Raw genomic sequence first — 17,975 nt, 5'->3', positions numbered from 1 at the left:
TCGGTCGATCTCGGTGAGAGGGCTCAGCTCGCCCGGTGACGCGTGTCAGCGCGTCAGCCAGACCGAGCTCCCCGCCCCCGCGGGCAACGCGACCTCGACGCCGTCGGCGCGCACGACGTCGTCGCTGAGCACCTCGAGTTCATGCCCCACGTCGATGCCGTTCTCCACGAGGGCTCGCAGCAGCTCCGGATCGCGGTCGCTCACGCGCAGGACCCGACCCGAGTGCCCGGCCGGCGCCTCGGCGAGGAGCACGAAGGGTTCGCGGTGTACCGAACCGTCGGCATCCGGAATCGCATCTCCGTGGGGATCGAAACGCGGGCGGCCGAGCCGCTCGTCGATGCCCTCGAGCAGACGGTCGCTGAGGGAGTGCTCGAGGACTTCGGCTTCGTCGTGCACCTCGTCCCACGAGTAGCCGAACTCGCGGACGAGCCACGTCTCGATGAGACGGTGGCGACGGATGACGCCCGCCGCACGTCGCCCGCCCGCGGTCGTCAGCGACACCGGTCCGTACGGCCGGTGCGTGACGAGCCCCTGCGCGGCGAGCTTCTTGACCATCTCGGTCACGCTCGACGGCGCGAGGCTCAGCACCGCGGCGAGCTGCGAGGGCGTGATCGGATTGTCCTGCCACTCGGTGTGGTGGTAGATCGCCTTGAGATAGTCGTCGGCCACGGGCGATTCCACTCCGTCAGCCTATCCGCCGGTGAACACCAGCCACAGGAGCAGGGCGTTGAGGGCGATGAGGAAGACGGATGCCAGCACCCCGGCCGCCGTGGTCAGCCCGCGGTTGCAGTACTCGCCGAGCACGTCGGGTCGACGGGTGAGGGTCACGAGCGGGACGAGCGCGAAGGGGATGCCGAAGGACAGGACGACCTGGCTGAGGACGAGCGCGAGGGTGGGGTCGACGCCGAGGCCGAGGATGACGAGCGCCGGCACGAGGGTCACGAGGCGGCGGGCGAGCAGGGGGATGCGCGCGTGCAGCAGCCCCTGCATGATCTCGGCGCCCGCGTAGGCGCCCACGGACGTCGAGGCGAGACCGCTCGCGAGCAGCCCCACCGCGAACAGGGTGGCGACGAGCGGGCCCAGTCCGTCGCGCAGGGCCGCGTAGGCGCCCTCCAGGCTGTCGGTGCCGTCGACGCCGGCGAGGTTGGCCGCGGCGAGCAGCAGGATCGCCAGGTTCACGGTGCCGGCGACGGCGAGGGCGATCGTGACGTCCCAGCGCGTCGCGCGCAGCAGACGGGGGGTCGAGATGCCCCGGGCGTGCGCGAGCGTGTCGGCGCGGCTCTGGGCGGTCGCCGACTCCGGTGCGTGGGCGTGCGCCGCGGCGATGCCGCCCGAGGGATCGGCGGGGTCGCCGGTGGGCGCGAAACGGTCGCGGGCGAGAGCGGAGTGCGCGTAGATCGCGTGCGGCATGATCGTCGCCCCGAGGATCGAGGCCGCCAACAGCACCGAGGTGCTGCCCTCGAATCTCGGCACGAGACCGGCGATCACTCCGGTGGGCTCGGGCGGTGCGAGGAACAGGCCGAACGTGAAGCCGACGGCGATCACGAGTAGCAGGCCGATCAGCACCGTCTCGAAGGCCCGCGCCCCGCGCCGCGTCTGCACGAGCAGCAGGCCCATCGAGATGACCCCCGTGATCGCCCCGCCCCACACGAGGGGGATGCCGAACAGCAGATGCAGCGCGACGGCACCGCCGATGACCTCGGCCACGTCGGTGGCCATCGCGACGAGCTCCGCCTGCAGCCAGTAGGCGCGTCGCGTCCACGGGCGGCGGATCCGACGGCCGAGCACCTGGGGGAGGCTCTCTCCCGTGACGATGCCGAGCTTCGCCGAGAGGTACTGGATCAGCCACGCCATGACGTTGCCGAGCACCACGACCCACACGAGCAGATAGCCGAACGTCGCCCCCGCGGTCATGTTGCTCGCGACGTTCCCCGGGTCGAGGTACGCGACGCCGGCGACCATCGCGGGTCCGAGCAGCCAGAGAGCGCGCTGCGGCGCGCGGCGGCGGGGCACGGCATCCGCTATTTTCGGCATCCCGAAACCGTAGCAATTTTTCGGGCAGCCGAAAAGTGTGCGTGATCACTGAGAGTGCGGCGCACGCCCCGACCGTCCAGTGCCGTCGAGACGAGGTCGCCACCGCACCGCGAGTAGCCTGAAACGGTGACGGATGCCGAGAACCCCCCGCCGTCGCAGGGCGACGCCGCCGAGCCCCGATCCACGGATGCCGACGGCCCGGCGTCGCCGCAGGAAGCGCCCCCCACGCACGGCGTGGGCCCGTGGCCCGGGGGCGCGGACGCCTGGCCCGACGACCCGCGCTACGACCGCGATCTGCTCGAGAACGGCGACACCCGCAACGTGGTCGACGAGTACCGCTACTGGAGCATGGACGCGATCGTGGCCGACCTCGACGCGAAGCGGCATCCGTTCCACGTCGCGATCGAGAACTGGCAGCACGACCTCAACATCGGGTCCATCGTGCGCAGTGCCAACGCCTTCCTCGCGGCCGAGGTGCACATCGTCGGCAAGCGCCGCTGGAACCGTCGCGGCGCCATGGTCACCGACCGATACCAGCACGTGCGCCACCACGAAGACGTCGCCGCCTTCGCCGCCTGGGCGCGCGAGGCGGGGCTGCCGGTGATCGCGGTGGACAACGTCGAGGGCTCGGTGCCCGTCGATCGCGCCGATCTTCCCGAGGCCTGCGTCCTGCTCTTCGGTCAGGAAGGGCCGGGGCTGTCGCCCGAGGCGATCGAGGCGGCCACGGGGGTCGTCGAGATCACGCAGTACGGATCCACCCGTTCGATCAACGCAGCGTCTGCGGCCGCCGTGATCATGTACGAGTGGTGCCGCCGTTGGGCGTGACCCGCGCCCGTCCACGTCGGGCGGGTGTCCGCGGGGTGCGCGCCCACCCGTGATGCCGGGTCAGGCGGCGTCGCCCGCGCTCATCCACGACCGGCCGCGCACCCGCAGCCCGAGGGTGAGCGCCCGCGCCACCATGTAGACCCCGAAGAACGCCGCCGAAAGCCACGCCAGGCCGACGGCGCCGCCGCCCGCGAACAGCGCCACGAGGACCAACGCCGGAACGTACGGCACGAGGTTCAGCAGCCCGGCGAGAGCGAGGTAGCGCGCGTCGCCGGCCCCGATCAGAACGCCGTCGAGCACGAAAACGAACCCCGCCAGCGGTTGGGCGAGCGCGAGCACGAGCAACGCGGGCTGAATGAGCGCGGCGATCTCGGCATCGCCCGTGAAGATCACGCCGATGACGCCCGAGGTGGCCGCCAGCACCGCCCCCACCGCCACGCCGAACCAGATGCCCCACGCGCTCGTGCGGGTGAGCACCCGCCCCACCGTCACGGTGTCGGCGGCACCCAGAGAACGGCCGATCAGTGCTTGAGCGGCGATCGCGAGGGCGTCGAGCGCGAACGCGGCGGTCGAGAAGATCGTGAACGCGATCTGCCAGCCGGCCAGCTCCGCCGAGCCGAGACCCGTGGCGACGGCGACCGTGGCCACGAACGCGGCGCGCAGGCTGACCGTGCGCAGGAACAGCCAGCCGCCGGAGCGCACCGTGCCGCCGAGGCTCTCCCGCTGGAAGCCGAGGGATGCCGTGTGCACCCGCGCCAGTCGGCGTGCCACGAGCACGTAGGCGCCGACCATCCCCCACTGCGCGACGACCGTGCCGATCGCGGACCCGGCGATCCCCCACCCGAAGCCGTAGATGAAGAGCGCGTTGAGGAGGGCGTTCGCGCCGAAGCCCAGGCCGGCGATCCAGAGCGGGGTGACCGTGTTCTGCATGCCGCGCAAGAGCCCGGTGGCGGCGAAGACCACGAGCATGGCCGGCAGACCCCACATCGAGATCGCGAGGTAGGTGCGCGCGTTCTCGGCGACATCGGGGGCGGCGCCGAACAGATCGACGACCGCGGGCGTGACGAGCGAACCGGCCGCGGCCAGCAGCGCGCCCAGGCATAGTGCCAGCCACATGCCGTCGACCCCGACGCGCACGGCGCGGCCGTACTCGCCGGCGCCGTAGCGTCGGGCCACCGCGGGAGTGGTCGAGTAGGCGAGGAACACCATGAGCCCGACGATCGTCTGCAGGACGGCGCCCGCGATGCCCAGTCCGGCGAGGGGAGCGACACCGAGGTGGCCCACCATCGCCGCGTCGACGATGAGGAACAGCGGTTCCGCGATGAGCGCGCCCAGGGCCGGCAGCGCGAGCCGCAGGATCGAGCGGTTCAGCGTCTCGGGCGGATGGGTGGTCACGGTCCGAGCCTAGGGCGGGGTCCCGACCCCGCCGCGGCGGCGCACCCGCGGCGCGGAGGGCCGTTCCGAGCCCCCGTGGATGTGTGGCACTTATCCTGTCTCCATGACCGACATCCCCCGCTCCGGTCTCGCGCTCGACGAGCTCAGCGACGAGATCCGCCCGCAGGACGACCTGTTCCGCCACGTGAACGGCAGCTGGCTCGAGCGCACCGAGATCCCCGACGACAAGGCCCGCTGGGGCTCGTTCCACCTCATCGCCGAGCAGGCCGAGGCGGACGTGCGCACCATCGTCCAGGAGTCGCAGGACGCCGAGCCGGGCAGTGAAGCCCGCAAGATCGGCGACCTGTTCGCGAGCTTCATGGACACCGACCGCATCGAGGCCGCCGGTAGCGAGCCGCTCGCCCCGCAGCTCGAGCACGTCGACGGCGTCTCCGACATCCCCTCGCTCCTCCGGCTCATCGGCGAACTCGAGCGCGACGGGATCAGCGGCCTGCTGACCCTCTTCGTCGAGCCCGACCCGGGCGACCCGACCCGTTACGTGCCCGTCGTCTACCAGGGCGGCATCTCGCTGCCCGACGAGAGCTACTACCGCCTCGACAACTTCGCCGACACCCGCGCCGCCTATCGTGCGCACATCGAGCGCATCCTCGAGCTCGCCGGGGTCGCCGAGGCTGCGGCATCCGCCGATCGCACCGTCGCCCTCGAGACCGACATCGCCGCGCACCACTGGACGCGCGAAGACAGCCGCGACTCGGTCAAGACCTACAACCTGAAGTCGTGGGACGACACCGTCGCCCTCGCAGGCGTCGACCTCGAGCCGTGGCGCGCGGGGGTCGCCCCCGGACACGAGGACGCGCTCGCCGAGGTCGTCGTCTACCAGCCGAGCTTCGTCGAGTCGCTCGGCGCCCTGCTCGTCGAGGAGCGCCTCGACGACTGGAAGGCGTGGCTGCGCTTCAAGATCGTGCACGCCGCCGCGGCGTTCCTCTCCGAGGCCTTCGTCGCCGAGAACTTCGCCTTCTACGGCACCCAGCTCACCGGCGTGCCGGTGAATCGCGAGCGCTGGAAGCGCGGCGTCAGCCTCGTCGAGGCGGCCCTGGGCGAAGCGATCGGCAAGGTGTACGTCGAGCGCCACTTCCAGCCCGCGGCGAAGGACGCCATGGACGGTCTCGTCGCGAACCTCATCGAGGCGTACCGCCGCTCGATCCAGGGCCTGTCGTGGATGACCGACGAGACCCGCGAGCGCGCGCTCGCCAAGCTCGACACCTTCGTGCCGAAGATCGGCTACCCGGTCCGCTGGAAGGACTACTCGGAGCTCGAGATCACCGCGGACGACCTCGTCGGCAACGTCCGTCGGGCGCACGTCTGGGAGCACGACCGCCAGCTCGCCAAGGTCGGCCAGCCGATCGACCGCGACGAGTGGTACATGACCCCTCAGACGGTCAACGCGTACTACAACCCGCTCATGAACGAGATCGTGTTCCCCGCGGCGATCCTGCAGTACCCCTTCTTCGACGCCGATCGCGACGCGGCCGCCAACTACGGCGGCATCGGAGCGGTCATCGGTCACGAGATCGGCCACGGCTTCGACGATCAGGGCAGCCGCTTCGACGCCGACGGGTCGCTTCGCGACTGGTGGACGGATGCCGACCGCTCGGCGTTCGAGGAGCGCACCAAGGCCCTGATCGCTCAGTACGAGGCCCTCGTCCCCCAGGGGCTGAGCGAGGAGCACCACGTCAACGGCGCGCTCACCATCGGCGAGAACATCGGCGACCTCGGCGGGCTGGGCATCGCGATCGCGGCATACCGCCTGTTCCTCGAGAGCCAGGGCGAGACCGACCTCGACGGCCCGGTCGTCGACGGGTACACCGGCATCCAGCGGCTCCTGCTCAGCTGGGCGCAGATCTGGCAGCAGAAGGGCCGCGACGCCGAGACCATCCGCCTGCTCACGATCGACCCTCACTCGCCGAACGAGTTCCGTTGCAATCAGATCGTGCGTAACATCGACGCGTTCTACGAAGCGTTCGAGGTGACCGAGGGCGACGCCCTCTGGCTCGACGCAGACCAGCGCGTCACCATCTGGTGAGGTCGCGTTTGTTGCTCTCCTGACGCGGAAGGAGCCACGCTCGTGGGCATGCCCCCGGTTCCCGAGCCCGCCCTGCCCGATCCCGTCGGCGGGCCGGTGGAGTCGTCTCGACGCGACGCCCCGGCCCTCCGGGGGGCCGGACGCAAGGGGCCCAAGCGACTGCCCCGCCGCGCGGCGGCGGGTCGCCGGTCGTTCACGGCGACCCTGCGCTCTCTCGACGAGCTCGCCGCGTCGGGCGCGAAGGTGTCGGTGCGCATCGACGACCTCGACGGGGGCTCCACCGAGGTGCTCGCCGGCGACGACTTCGTCACGCTGCCGGTCGGAGGTCTCGGCGTCGTCCCCCTGCTCATCGAAGCGGCGGCCGCGTTCGAATCGGGGCGCCTCGACCCGCTCGAGATCATCGATCGCGCATCGGTGCACGGCGCCGCACACGGCGGCGTCTGGCAGCACCTGAAAGCCCCGGCGCTGCCCCTGACCGACGTGGCCATGCTCGCCGCGTCGTCCGGCGACGCCCTCGCCGTCAACGCCCTGCTGCACCGGGTGGGTCTGCAGTCGGTGCGCGCGCGGGTCGAGCAGCTCGGGCTGCGTCGCACGGCCCTGCTCGACCGCTTCCGTGACGACCGCGGTCCCGACGATGCCCCGCATCTCGCCCTGTCGACGGCCCGCGAGATGGCCCAGGTCTTCGCGGGGCTCGTGAACTCCACCGTCGTCTCACCGGGGGTGAGTGCCCAGGTCGCCGAATGGCTGAGCCTGAACCACGACCTCTCGCTCGTGGCATCCGCCACAGGCCTCGATCCTTTCGCGCACGAGAACGACCAGCACGGGCTCCTGTTCATCAACAAGACGGGGCGTGCCCCGGGCGTCCGCGCCGAGGCGGGCGTGCTCGGCGGGCCCCGCGCGGGGATCTCGTACGCGCTGATCGTGAACTTCGACGACCTCTCGATCGCCCACCGACTGCGCGCGCACGACGCCTTCCGCGTGCTGGGCGTCGAGCTGATGGAGTACGTGTACTGAGGCTGTCAGGTGGTGCGCACGCGCCACACGCTCCGGGAGCAGACCGCGAACACCGTCGCCACCACGATGACGGCCGCGCAGCCGAGAAGTACCGGGGGTGCTCCGAGTTCGTGCGCCAGGGGTCCCACCAGGATCTCCCCAAGGGGGACGGCCACGAACGAACCGACCATGTCGTACGAGTACACCCGCGAAAGCGCCTCGCGCGGGACCTGGGTCTGCAACGACTGGTCCCAGGCGATCGCGAAGAGCTCGATGGCCACCCCTCCGACGCCGAACGCGACCACGAGCAGCGCGAGCGTCGGCTGCACCGCGAGCACCGCGACGGGGAGAGCGACGGATGCCATGCCGGCGACGCCCAGCCCGAGCGCACGTCGCGGGTGCCAACGCAGGGCGATCACCGCACCCAGCGCGAGGCCCGCGGTCTGCGCGGCGACGACGAGTCCCCACCCACCGCGGCCGAAGGTCTCGTCCGCGACGAGGGGGCCGAGAACCGTGGTGGCTCCGACGAACGCGGCGTTGAGGACGGCGAACTGCAGCACGACGATCCAGATCCATCGACGACTCGCGAACTCCCGCCACCCCTCGCGCAGTTCGGTCCAGACCGATGCCGTCGCGCCGGGGTCCGCGGCATCCGACCTCTGCGGGAGGCGCAGGCGAGTGAAGAGGATCGCCGCCACGGCGAAAGCGGCGGCGTCGATCGCGAGACCCCATCCGGGCCCGACCGCGGCGACCACGACGGCTCCGACGGAAGCGCCGGCGATGCTGCCGCCGTTCAGGCCGAGGCGCAACAGCGCATTCGCCGGGCGCAGGAGGGATGCCGGCACCGTGTCGGGAACGAGAGCGGCGGCGGCCGGGAGGCTCACCGCCGATACCGCGCCGTTCACGACGCTGAGCGCGATGAGGATCGGGATGCCGGCCGTTCCGGTCAGCACGAGGGCGGCGATCGTGCCCTGCGTGGCGGCCGCCGCCAGGGATGAGCCCACCAACACGGCTCCGCGGGGCAGGCGATCGGCGAGGACCCCGCCGAACAGCAGCATTGCCACGTTCGCGATTGAGCGCGCAGCGACCACGAGTCCCAGGTCGGCTGCCGAGCCGGTGAGATCGAGCACGGCGAAGGCGAGCGCGATCGGGGCGACGGAATTGCCCACGATCGCGGTGGTCCGGGCGGCGAGCAGCCAGCGGAACGGCGCGTGGGCGAGGGGCCCCGTCACCGCGGGCGTCGGATCGGGAAGAGCGCCGCTGTCATCGACACCGGTCGTGTGCCGGGGGTTCGCGGGGGCTGGGCTGCGGCGTGCAGAAGGGCCGACGCTTCGCCGACGTGCTGCACGATGCGGCCCCAGATCTGCGGGTCGACCCAGAGTTCGGCATCCGTGGTCAGGGCCGGCCCGTCCGTGCGTGCGCGTGCGCGGCGGCGGAGTTCGTCGACGAGCGCGGCGACGTACTCCTCTTCGCCCGCGGGCGCGCGCTCGCCCAGGTGCGTCTCCGGGGCGTACCGCCGCGAAGAGCTCTCGTGGCGGTAGCGCCGTGCGTCCCCGCCGCGCAGCCGCACGACCTCGACGACGCGGATCAGTCCTGCCCGTTCGAGCACTCGCAGGTGGTAGCTCGCCGACGCCTGGGAGATGCCGAGCTCGCGACCGGCATCCGCCGCGCTCATCGCCGCTCCGGTGAGCAGCGACAGCAACCGCAGGCGCAGGGGGTGCGCGGTCGCGCGCAGTTCGTCGATCTGGGACATCCCGCCATCGTGGCGCGCCCGCGAGCAACCGTCAAACAGCTCTTTGGGGGTTGAGCAGATGGTCCCGCACCCGACGCCCGAGCGCAATCCCTCCTTTCGAGCCCCGACCCGCTGGGACGCTGGTGGCCTCGAAACGAAAGAAGGGACCGAAGCCATGTCGGACACCACTCCCACCAACGACCCGTTCGCCGCCTCGAGCGGACCCGAGGGCCACTCCATCACCGACTGGACCGACCTCGGCCGCGAGATGTGGTCGTACCTGACCGGCCGCGGCGCCGCGGTCAACTACTCGTTCGTCGATATGACCGTCGAGGTGCCGCGCGACATCGGCCCCGACGCGCCCCGCGCGACCTGGAAGCTCAACGGCACCCTCCGCGTCACCACGAGCGACGACACCGCGGCCGGGTCCGACCCGTACCGCGGCAACTGATGGGAGGCGCCATCATGGTGCGCCTCGACATCGACCTCGCCTTCTCGGAACACGAGCAGGACCAGGATGCCGACACCCCGCCGTTCGAGGGCACGGTCACGGCCGCGGGCACCGAGGTGCGCATCGTCGTGAGCGACCCCTCGCGGTTGCCCGGCAACGGCCGGCGGACGCTCGCCGAGCTGTCCACGGTTGCCGACGCCCTGGCATCCCGAGGTATCTCGGTGAAGCTCGAGGGACCGGAGGGTCCGATCCTGCATCTCGGCGACGTGAAGAGCAGCGTGCTGCAGCGCGCGATCACGGGGTCGAAGCACATCCGCCTCGGGTCTGTCTCGGCGGTCGCGCCGTTGCTGACGCGGCGGAACAAGGGGCAGGCGCTCACCTTCCCGATTCCGCCCGAGACGCCGCTACCCCTCGTGCCGACGGTCAATCGCACGGTGCGACGGCGCATCACGACGACCCACTACACGCCCGGTTCCGGCCGGCCGCGCCTGATCTTCGCGGTAGGCGATTCGTCGTGGGACGGCTCGCGTCCGCGGGAGTTCGACCTGTTGCCGACCAAGACGGTCATCGGTTCGGGCGAGGGGGTCGACTTGCGTCTTCCCGGTCTCGCGCCGATTCACGCCGAGATCCGCCACGAGGGCGACGACGAGTACGTCCTCTACGGCTTCGACGAGGTCGGGGGCGGCGGGGCACGCGAGCAGGGCCCCGGACGCGACCGTGGCGGACGCATCCTGCGCACCGGCGCGCGCATCGAGCTGGGCGGCTGGCGTCTGGCGTACTTCCGCGCGGAGTTCGCCGACCACGGACGCCCCTATGGCGGCCGCCAGGGCGGCGAGCTCTCGGATCAGCGCAAGCAGCCGCCGCGCGGCGGTTCGGGCCCGCTCAGCCGGGCGACCGACCCGGAGTGACCACTCTCGCGTGAGGGGTCGTCTTCTGTCGCTTTGCATCACCGTAGGCGACAGGAAACGACCCCTCACGCCTGCGTGCGGGCGTCGAGCCACGCGCGGCGGCCGGGGGCCGGCATCCGGGATTCAGAAGACGATCGTGTGGTTTCCGTGGCGGATCACGCGGTCTTCGGCGTGCCAGAGCACGGCGCGCGAGAGCACCTGGCGCTCGACGTCGGCTCCGCGGCGGGCGAGCTCGGCCGAGGAGTCGGCGTGGGTCACGCGCACCGTGTCCTGCTCGATGATCGGACCCTCGTCGAGGTCGCTCGTGACGTAGTGCGAGGTCGCCCCGATGAGCTTGACGCCGCGCTGCTTCGCCTTCTTGTAGGGCTCCGCGCCGATGAAGGCCGGCAGGAACGAGTGGTGGATGTTGATCACCGGTACGCCGATCTTCTCGAGGAACCCCGGCGAGAGGATCTGCATGTAGCGCGCGAGCACGATGAAGTCGACGTTGCCGACCAGCAGTTCGAGGATGCGGGCCTCGGATGCCGACTTGTCGGGCCCCGGCGTCGACGGAACGTGGAAGAAGGGCACCCCGAACGACCGCACGTCCTCGGCGGCCGCCGTGTGGTTCGACACGACCATGGGGATGCTGACGGGGAGGTCGCCGCGGCGGTGACGCCACAGCAGGTCGAGCAGGCAGTGGTCCTGCTTCGAGGCGAGGATCGCCATGCGCTTGGGCGTCGAGAGGTCGGTGAGCGTCCACTCGAGCTCGAAGCCGTCGCCGAGGGTCTTCGCGAGGTCGGCCTCGATCTCGGGGAACGCGGCCGAGAGGTCGGGGCGGTGGAAGACCACGCGCTGGAAGTACGCCCCGCCACGGGGATCGTCGGAGTACTGGTCGAAGGCGACGATGTTGCCGCCCTGGCGCGCGATCAGCGCCGAGACCGCGGCGATGATGCCGGGGGTGTCGCTGCCGTGCACGATGAGACAGGCGTGATCGGGCTGCAGGTGGGGGCTCGCGGAGACCATCGGACCATTATTCCGCGCGCGGGTGGCGTCGCCGACCACGCGCGGTGTCGCTTCGGGGCGTGGTTCGTGGCCCCGGGGCCTCTTGTGCCGCCCCGGGGCCATTTACGCCGGCCCGCCGGGGCCCGACCCCGGCCCGGATCACAGGCGCACGACGATCTTCTGCGCCGAGACGCCCGCGCGCTGGCGGTCGAGGGCGCCCTGCACGGCGTCGAGGCCGTCGCCGACGACGAGCGGGGCGGGCGCGGGGCGGAGCGCACCCTCGGCCAGCAGGCGCGGGACGACCTCGCCCCAGAGGCGCGGGCCCATCTCGTCGTCGCGGAGGCTGCTGCCCCAGACGAAGTTCGCGCGGATGCCGCGGCGGCGGGCGCGCAGCGTCGAGCGCAGCGTGCCGAGCCCGATGCGCGTGAAGACCGGCAGCATCGCGGGGAACAGACGGCGCCGACCGACCAGTGAATCGAGCGCGATCGGCGTGCTCGCCATGGCCAGCCGGTTCCCGCCGGTGCGGGCGAGGACGTCGATGCACGCGTCGGTCGAACCGGCCCCGAGTGCCACCGCCCCGACCACGGGGCGTCCGCCGACGGCCGCGACCAGCTCGGCCACGGCGGAGGGCGAGCGGTGGTCGACGACGGCGTCCGCTCCGAGGTCGCGCACGGTCGCCGCGTTGCGGGCGGATGCCGTGGTCACGACGTCGTAGCCGGCGGCGCGGGCCAGTTGGATGGCGTTCATACCCACGCTCGTGGAGCCGCCCCAGATCACGACGACGCCACGGGCGGTGTCGGGCGCCGGGTCACCCGGCATCCGGAGTCCGAGGTGCTGGGGTTGGAACAGGGCACACGCCGCCGTGGACAGGCCCAGCGGGAAGACGGCGGCCTCCTCGTCGGAGAGGCTGTCCGGTGTGGGGGCGGTGAGGCGCTCGAGCAGGGTCGTGTACTCCTGGAACGCGCCTTCGCGCAGCGGATCCCGGCCGCGGTCGGTGCCGGTCGCGAGCCCGAAGACGCGCTGACCCACGCGGAAGCGCGTGACGCCGGACCCGATCGCGACGACCTCGCCCGCGACGTCGGAGCCGAGCACGGCGGGGGTGTGCAGCCATCGGTAGGTGATGCGGCTGGTGCCCTGGATCACCCAGTCGACCGGGTTGACCGCCACCGTGCGAACGCGCACGAGCACCTCGTCGGCGGCGGGTGCCGGGGTGTCGACCGTGCCGCGGGTGAGAGCGGCTCGAGGCGCGGAGAGCAGGGCGGCGGCGTGCGAGGACATGGGGGACCTTTCGCGTGATGACACGGAGTGCCTTCACTATAGACGTGATGACACACAGTGTCGTCACATAGGATCTCCGCATGGCCAGATGGGCACCCGACACCAGAGAGCGCTTGCGCGAAGCCGCGATGCAGCTTTTCGCGGAGCGCGGATTCGACGCGACGACGGTGCCCGACATCGTCGAGCGGGCCGGGGTGACGCGGCGCACCTTCTTCCGTCATTTCGGCGACAAGCGCGAGGTGTTCTTCGGCGACGACGAGATCCCGAGGCTGGCCGCCGAGATGCTCGCCGCCGCCCCGGCGGACAGCTCGCCCTTCGAGATCGCGTGGGCGGGGTTTCAGTCCCTCGCCACCGACCGCTTCGAGCCCCGCCGCGACGAGATCGCGGCGGCGCGGCGCCTCATCGAGGCCGAGCCCGCCCTGCGCGAGCGCGACCTGCAGAAACAGGCCGGCCTGCGGGCGGTGTTGGTCGAGGGGTATCGCGCACGCGGTGTCGAGCCCCTGCACGCGCGCGTCGTGGCCGGTGTCGCGGTGGAGCTGCTGCAGACGGCCCTCGAGCAGTGGGCGGCCGACGCGATGCGCGCGCCCCTGCGTGATCACCTCGAGCGGGTCCGCCGCGAGATGGCGGCCGTCCTGGGCTGACGCGCCACCCGCTGCTCGCCGACACCGGGGCGCGTCTCGTGCACCGGGGCGGTCGGCGGACGCCCCGCTGCACGGAAGGCACCCCGCTGCGCATGCCCGGCTCGCACACCGCCACCCCGCCGCCGATGTCGGTGGCCGGGGCTAGCCTGGAAGACGTGACCAGCACCCTCCGCCTCGACCGGCCGGGGTGGCGTACCTGGACGCTGTGGATCGTCGGCGTCCTCGCATACGTCGTGTCGATCATCAACCGCACCTCGCTCTCGGCGGTGGGGGTGGATGCCGCTGTGCGCTTCGGAGCCGACGCCTCGGCCCTGTCGATGTTCGCCGTCATCCAGCTCTTCGTCTACGGCGCGATGCAGATCCCGGTCGGACTCCTGCTCGACAAGTACGGCGCGCGACCGATGATCGCGATCGGCATGGTGCTGATGGCCGCGGGTCAGCTCGTCATGGCCTCCGCGGATGCCGTGGGGATCGGCATCCTGGCCCGTGTCCTCATCGGTGCGGGCGATGCGGCGATCTTCCCGAGCGTGCTGCGCGTGATCGCGACGTGGTTCCCCGCGCAGCGGGCGCCGGTGCTCGTGCAGCTGACCGGGATCATCGGTCAGCTCGGCCAGATCGTCGCCGTGGTCCCGCTCGCCGCCCTCCTGCACGCCACGAGCTGGAGCGTCGCCTTCGGCAGCGTCGCGGGTCTCGGCCTGCTGTTCGCGGTCCTGACGTTCCTGATCATCCGCAACCGCCCGCCCGAACGCCGGTCCGACCCGGTCGACACCTCGGTCGACACGCAGACCGGCGCGATCCGCGTGGTGCGGTCATCGCCCGACCTGCGGCAGGGTTTCCGCGAGTCGTGGGCGCACCCCGGCACGCGTCTCGGCTTCTGGTCGCACTTCGCCACTCCCTTCGCGGGCACGGCGTTCATGCTGCTGTGGGGCTTCCCCTTCCTCACCGCGGGCGAGGGCCTCGCCCCCGCCACCGCGTCTCTCGTGATGACCTCGCTCGTGCTCTTCAGCATCCTCAGCGGTCCCGTGATCGGGGCGCTGTCGAGTCGGCATCCCACCCGCCGTTCGCGCTGGCTCGTGCTGCCGACCGTGGTGTTCCAGGCCGTCATGTGGATCGTCGTGATCGTCTGGCCCGGGCCCGCGCCCGTGTGGCTGCTCGTGGTGCTCATGTTCGCGCTGTCGACCGGGGGGCCGGCGTCGATGATCGCATTCGATCACGCGCGCACGTTCACCCCGAGTCACCGCCTCAGCACGGCGACAGGCATCGTCAACGGCGGCGGATTCCTCGCTGCCCTCCTGGCCATCCTGTTCATCGGCATCGCGATGGACGTGCAGGGAGCGGGAAGCCCCGAGACGTACTCGCTCGACGCATTCCGTCTCGCCTTCCTGACGCAGGTGCCGCTGTGGCTCGTGGGCGGGATCGCGATCGTCATCGAGCGCGGGCGGACCATCCGCCACGTCGGCGGGGTTCTGCCGCGCTGACGCGCCCGCGCCGCGGTGCGAGACTCGAGAGCATGAGCGAGATCGACATCCGGACCCTCGACACCGTCGAAGCCATCCACGAGGCCGCGGGTGTGCTCGACCGGGTCTGGGGTGAGCACGGGACCATGCCGGCGAACATCCTGCGGGCTCTCGAGCACGCCGGAAACTACGTCGTCGGCCTCTACGACGGCGACCGGATGATCGGCGCCTCGGCGGCGTTCTTCGGCCCGCCCGCCGAGAGGTCGATGCACTCGCACATCACCGGCATCGTCCCCGGATATCAGGGGCGCGGACTGGGCCGACAGCTGAAGAACCACCAACGCGAGTGGGCGCTCGAGCGCGGCGTCGGCCGCATCACCTGGACGTTCGACCCGCTCGTCGGTCGCAACGCCCACTTCAACCTCGCGGTGCTGGGCGCGCGCGTCACCGACTACCTCGTGAACCAGTACGGCGAGATGGCCGACGCGGTGAACCGCGGCGACGAGTCCGACCGCCTGATGGTGTCGTGGGCTCTCGCCGAACCTCCCGCGCCCACCCCGACGGATGCCGGGATCTCGGCCGTCGTGTCCGTGTCCGACGACATCGAGGCCCTGCGCTCGAGCGACCCGGCGGTAGCCGCCGAGTGGCGTCGGCGCGTGCGCGACGAGCTGCAGGGGCACCTGGCATCCGGTCGACGGATCGGCGGTTTCGATCGCCGCGGGTACCTCATCGTCGGCTGAGACGGCCCCGCATCCTCGCGCCGGGACGCGGGGGCGTCACTGCTCGGTGATCGGGGTGTCCTTCTCGGCCGCCGGGTCGCCCTGGCCCGGACCCGGTCGCACGGCCGCATCGTCGCGGACGTCGATCCGCGTGATCCCGTCGTGCTCGCTGACGTCGAAGCGGGGAGCTGCGTCTTCCTCCGTCGCCTTCGGCGCGCTCGTCAGCTGGTCGTGACGGTTCTCTTCGAAGCTCTTCTCGTCGCTCACGGTGGTCACTCCTTCTCGCCGGCCGAGCGCCAGGCGTCCGACTCCATGTGCGAGCCCGCCTGCGGGCCCATGTGCAGCATTCCGCCGTCGACGACCCAGCTGGCTCCGGTGACGTAGGCGCTCTCGCGCGAGGCGAGGAAGCGGATGACGTCGGCGACCTCGTCGGGCTTTCCGGGGCGACCCAGGGGGATGCCGGGGCGGTGGGTGCGCTCGGCGTCTTCGGCCGACATGTCGTTGATGGGGGTGGCGATCTCGCCGGGCGCGACCGCGTTGGCGGTGATGCCGTACGGGCCGAGCTCGAGGGCCATCGTCTTGATGAGTCCGCCGACGCCGTGCTTGGCGGCGACGTAGGGGGCCGAGCCGACGCGCGGCTGGTGCTCGTGCACGCTCGACACGACGATCAAGCGTCCGCCGTTGTCCGCCTTCACCATGCGGCGGGCGGCGGTGTGCAGGGCGAGGAACGCCCCGTCGAGGTTGAGCGAGATGTCGGTGCGCCAGGTGTCGAAGTCGAGGTCGAGGAAGGTGCCGCCGATGCCGCCTCCGGCGTTGTTGACGAACACGTCGAGGCCGCCGAGCTCGTCGGCCATGGCGTTCACGGCATCCGGAACCGCGTCGAAGTCGGTCGCGTCGAACTGCGCGACGATCGCCTTCACACCGCGCTCGCGCACGGCTGCGGCGGTCTCTTCGGCGCCGTCCTTGTCGGAGTGGTAGGTGACGGCGACGTCCATCCCGGCGGAGGCGAGGGCGAGGGCCGTGGCCGCGCCGATGCCCGAGTCGGAGCCGGTGACGATCGCGTGGCGGGGGGTGAAGTCAGCGCTCATGCGGCCGACGCTACGCGCGGGGGCTCGGCGTTCCCGGTCCCTTGCCACCGCGCGCGGCGCGCGTTACGGTCGCCCGGCCGCGCACAACTCCTGCAGATCGGGAGGTTCAGCTCGGCTTGGACCCGCAAACGTGCCGATCTGCAGGAGTTGTGCAGCCCCCGCCCGGCTGTCGTCCCGCCCGGCCGCCGCCCCCGCTAGCCTGCCGTCATGCCGCTGATCCGCCCCGCCGCGCCCGTGACCCTCGATGCCGTCGACCTGCGCGTGCTGCACATGCCGCTCGTGTCGCCCTTCACCACCTCGTTCGGCACCGAGACGGTGCGCGAGGTGATCATCGTGACCGCCGAGACGCCCGATGGCCGCGGCTGGGGAGAAGTGGTGACGCAGTCCGAACCGTCGTACTCGAGCGAGTACACGCAGGGCGCGTGGGACGTGCTGACCCGCTTCCTCGCCCCGGCCCTGCTCGCGCGTCGGACCGTGGCACCCGACGAGGTCGCCGGAGCGCTGCACCACGTCGTCGGTCACCGCATGGCGAAGGCCGGTCTCGAGCTCGCGGTGATCGACGCGGCCCTGCGCGCCGAGAACCGCAGCGTCGGTGAGTACCTCGGAGCCGAGAAAGACAGGGTGCCCTCGGGCGTCTCGGTCGGCATCCAGAGCGACCCGCGGGCTCTCGTCGCGGCCGTCGGCGGCTACCTCGACGAGGGGTACGTGCGCATCAAGATCAAGATCAAGCCCGGTCGCGACATCGACGACACGGCCGCCGTCCGCGCGGCCTTCGGCGGTATTCCGCTGCAGGTCGACGCCAACTCCGCGTACACGCTCCAGGATGCCGACACCCTCGCCGAACTGGACCGCTTCGACCTGCTGCTCATCGAGCAACCCCTGCAGGAGGACGATCTGGTCGATCACGCGACCCTGGCGAAGCGCCTGTCGACGCCCGTCTGCCTCGACGAGTCGATCGTGAGCGACAAGGCCGCCGCCGACGCCCTCGCCCTCGGCTCCGCCGCGATCATCAACGTCAAGGCGGGGCGCGTGGGCGGTTACCTCGAGGCCGTCGCGATCCACGACCGCGCGCTCGCCGCGGGCGTTCCCGTGTGGTGCGGGGGCATGCTCGAGACCGGCATCGGCCGCGCGGCCAACGCCGCCCTCGCGGCCCTGCCCGGCTTCACGCTGCCGGGCGACATCTCGGCATCCGCTCGCTTCTACACGCGCGACATCGTGACCGAGCCGGCCGTGATCGAGGACGGGCACGTGCGCCTACCGACCGGCGCCGGGCTCGGTGTCGAGATCGACGAAGCCGCGCTCGAGGAGTTCACCGTGCGTCGCGAGCGCCTCACGCGGTGACGCCCGGAGGGCGACCAGGCGGGCACGGGCCTCTTCGATAAACTGG

General features: G+C 71.6%; 18 protein-coding genes. 9 read left to right on the top strand and 9 right to left on the bottom strand.

Annotated features, from left to right (window positions below):
- Positions 1–45 precede the first annotated feature (45 nt).
- Both AB6V31_RS01310 and AB6V31_RS01305 read right to left on the bottom strand, forming a co-directional pair.
- On the bottom strand, positions 46–681 hold the full coding sequence (locus AB6V31_RS01310) for a metal-dependent transcriptional regulator (RefSeq protein WP_369363563.1): 636 nt from the start codon (positions 679–681) through the stop codon (positions 46–48).
- A gap of 9 nt (positions 682–690) precedes the next feature.
- On the bottom strand, positions 691–2,034 hold the full coding sequence (locus AB6V31_RS01305; RefSeq protein ID WP_369363561.1) for an Nramp family divalent metal transporter: 1,344 nt from the start codon (positions 2,032–2,034) through the stop codon (positions 691–693).
- Positions 2,035–2,268: 234 nt separating this feature from the next.
- Here AB6V31_RS01305 and AB6V31_RS01300 point away from each other — a divergent pair, with 234 nt between their 5' ends.
- Positions 2,269–2,859 (top strand): RNA methyltransferase, encoded by a 591-nt coding sequence (locus AB6V31_RS01300; RefSeq protein WP_256335547.1) that lies wholly within the window; start codon positions 2,269–2,271, stop codon positions 2,857–2,859.
- A 60-nt stretch (positions 2,860–2,919) separates the two neighbouring features.
- On the opposite strand, the gene AB6V31_RS01295 is transcribed toward AB6V31_RS01300, so the two are convergent.
- Positions 2,920–4,254 (bottom strand): MATE family efflux transporter, encoded by a 1,335-nt coding sequence (locus tag AB6V31_RS01295; RefSeq protein ID WP_369363559.1) that lies wholly within the window; start codon positions 4,252–4,254, stop codon positions 2,920–2,922.
- Positions 4,255–4,357: 103 nt separating this feature from the next.
- On the opposite strand from AB6V31_RS01295, the gene AB6V31_RS01290 reads away from it, so the two are divergent.
- Positions 4,358–6,337: a M13 family metallopeptidase gene (locus AB6V31_RS01290; protein ID WP_369363557.1), complete on the top strand. Its 1,980-nt coding sequence runs from the start codon at positions 4,358–4,360 to the stop codon at positions 6,335–6,337.
- A gap of 48 nt (positions 6,338–6,385) precedes the next feature.
- Positions 6,386–7,351 (top strand): serine hydrolase, encoded by a 966-nt coding sequence (locus AB6V31_RS01285; protein WP_074694815.1) that lies wholly within the window; start codon positions 6,386–6,388, stop codon positions 7,349–7,351.
- Between the two features lie 5 nt (positions 7,352–7,356).
- Here AB6V31_RS01285 and AB6V31_RS01280 read toward each other — a convergent pair whose 3' ends face one another.
- Together AB6V31_RS01280 and AB6V31_RS01275 are read right to left on the bottom strand one after the other, a co-directional pair.
- Positions 7,357–8,562, bottom strand: a complete 1,206-nt coding sequence (locus tag AB6V31_RS01280) for an MFS transporter (RefSeq protein ID WP_369363555.1) — start codon at positions 8,560–8,562, stop codon at positions 7,357–7,359.
- Entirely contained in the window at positions 8,559–9,083 is a 525-nt protein-coding gene (locus AB6V31_RS01275; protein ID WP_369363553.1) for a helix-turn-helix domain-containing protein, read from the bottom strand. Before AB6V31_RS01275 ends, AB6V31_RS01280 begins: the two co-directional genes overlap by 4 nt.
- Before the next feature lie 154 nt (positions 9,084–9,237).
- Here AB6V31_RS01275 and AB6V31_RS01270 point away from each other — a divergent pair, with 154 nt between their 5' ends.
- Together AB6V31_RS01270 and AB6V31_RS01265 are read left to right on the top strand one after the other, a co-directional pair.
- A complete protein-coding gene (locus tag AB6V31_RS01270) occupies positions 9,238–9,513 on the top strand; it encodes a hypothetical protein (RefSeq protein WP_056224661.1) in 276 nt (91 codons plus the stop codon).
- Between the two features lie 14 nt (positions 9,514–9,527).
- A complete protein-coding gene (locus AB6V31_RS01265; RefSeq protein ID WP_279365853.1) occupies positions 9,528–10,421 on the top strand; it encodes an FHA domain-containing protein in 894 nt (297 codons plus the stop codon).
- Between the two features lie 123 nt (positions 10,422–10,544).
- Here the strand turns inward: AB6V31_RS01265 and purU are convergent, their stop codons facing one another.
- Positions 10,545–11,426 carry a formyltetrahydrofolate deformylase gene (gene purU, locus AB6V31_RS01260; RefSeq protein ID WP_369363551.1) on the bottom strand — a complete coding sequence of 294 codons (882 nt, stop codon included), beginning with the start codon at positions 11,424–11,426 and terminating at the stop codon, positions 10,545–10,547.
- A 138-nt stretch (positions 11,427–11,564) separates the two neighbouring features.
- Positions 11,565–12,683, bottom strand: coding sequence for a zinc-binding alcohol dehydrogenase family protein (locus AB6V31_RS01255; RefSeq protein ID WP_369363549.1), 1,119 nt, complete (start codon positions 12,681–12,683; stop codon positions 11,565–11,567).
- Positions 12,684–12,763: 80 nt separating this feature from the next.
- On the opposite strand from AB6V31_RS01255, the gene AB6V31_RS01250 reads away from it, so the two are divergent.
- From AB6V31_RS01250 to AB6V31_RS01240, 3 genes are all read left to right on the top strand, one after another.
- Entirely contained in the window at positions 12,764–13,324 is a 561-nt protein-coding gene (locus AB6V31_RS01250; RefSeq protein WP_369363547.1) for a TetR family transcriptional regulator, read from the top strand.
- Positions 13,325–13,479: 155 nt separating this feature from the next.
- Complete coding sequence (locus AB6V31_RS01245) at positions 13,480–14,802, top strand: nitrate/nitrite transporter (protein ID WP_074694653.1); 1,323 nt, start codon at positions 13,480–13,482, stop codon at positions 14,800–14,802.
- A gap of 32 nt (positions 14,803–14,834) precedes the next feature.
- Entirely contained in the window at positions 14,835–15,521 is a 687-nt protein-coding gene (locus AB6V31_RS01240; RefSeq protein ID WP_369363544.1) for a GNAT family N-acetyltransferase, read from the top strand.
- A 36-nt stretch (positions 15,522–15,557) separates the two neighbouring features.
- Here AB6V31_RS01240 and AB6V31_RS01235 read toward each other — a convergent pair whose 3' ends face one another.
- Together AB6V31_RS01235 and AB6V31_RS01230 are read right to left on the bottom strand one after the other, a co-directional pair.
- Positions 15,558–15,767: a hypothetical protein gene (locus tag AB6V31_RS01235; RefSeq protein WP_056228063.1), complete on the bottom strand. Its 210-nt coding sequence runs from the start codon at positions 15,765–15,767 to the stop codon at positions 15,558–15,560.
- Between the two features lie 5 nt (positions 15,768–15,772).
- On the bottom strand, positions 15,773–16,588 hold the full coding sequence (locus tag AB6V31_RS01230) for an SDR family oxidoreductase (protein WP_369363542.1): 816 nt from the start codon (positions 16,586–16,588) through the stop codon (positions 15,773–15,775).
- A gap of 207 nt (positions 16,589–16,795) precedes the next feature.
- Between AB6V31_RS01230 and menC the strand changes: the two genes are divergently transcribed.
- Positions 16,796–17,929, top strand: coding sequence for an o-succinylbenzoate synthase (menC, locus tag AB6V31_RS01225; protein WP_369363540.1), 1,134 nt, complete (start codon positions 16,796–16,798; stop codon positions 17,927–17,929).
- The last annotated feature ends 46 nt before the right edge of the window (positions 17,930–17,975 follow it).

Origin of the sequence: Microbacterium sp. 16-032 (assembly GCF_041079455.1) — a bacterium.
GTDB lineage: Bacteria > Actinomycetota > Actinomycetes > Actinomycetales > Microbacteriaceae > Microbacterium > Microbacterium testaceum_A.
This window is presented reverse-complemented; position numbering and strand designations above follow the sequence as displayed.

Coding starts and splice junctions, on each gene's coding strand:
- AB6V31_RS01305 (WP_369363561.1), bottom strand. CDS start 2,034: ATGCCGAAAATAGCGGATGCCGTGCCCCGCCGCCGCGCGCCGCAGCGC.
- AB6V31_RS01290 (WP_369363557.1), top strand. CDS start 4,358: ATGACCGACATCCCCCGCTCCGGTCTCGCGCTCGACGAGCTCAGCGAC.
- AB6V31_RS01285 (WP_074694815.1), top strand. CDS start 6,386: ATGCCCCCGGTTCCCGAGCCCGCCCTGCCCGATCCCGTCGGCGGGCCG.
- AB6V31_RS01275 (WP_369363553.1), bottom strand. CDS start 9,083: ATGTCCCAGATCGACGAACTGCGCGCGACCGCGCACCCCCTGCGCCTG.
- AB6V31_RS01270 (WP_056224661.1), top strand. CDS start 9,238: ATGTCGGACACCACTCCCACCAACGACCCGTTCGCCGCCTCGAGCGGA.
- AB6V31_RS01265 (WP_279365853.1), top strand. CDS start 9,528: ATGGTGCGCCTCGACATCGACCTCGCCTTCTCGGAACACGAGCAGGAC.
- purU (WP_369363551.1), bottom strand. CDS start 11,426: ATGGTCTCCGCGAGCCCCCACCTGCAGCCCGATCACGCCTGTCTCATC.
- AB6V31_RS01255 (WP_369363549.1), bottom strand. CDS start 12,683: ATGTCCTCGCACGCCGCCGCCCTGCTCTCCGCGCCTCGAGCCGCTCTC.
- AB6V31_RS01250 (WP_369363547.1), top strand. CDS start 12,764: ATGGCCAGATGGGCACCCGACACCAGAGAGCGCTTGCGCGAAGCCGCG.
- AB6V31_RS01240 (WP_369363544.1), top strand. CDS start 14,835: ATGAGCGAGATCGACATCCGGACCCTCGACACCGTCGAAGCCATCCAC.
- AB6V31_RS01230 (WP_369363542.1), bottom strand. CDS start 16,588: ATGAGCGCTGACTTCACCCCCCGCCACGCGATCGTCACCGGCTCCGAC.
- menC (WP_369363540.1), top strand. CDS start 16,796: ATGCCGCTGATCCGCCCCGCCGCGCCCGTGACCCTCGATGCCGTCGAC.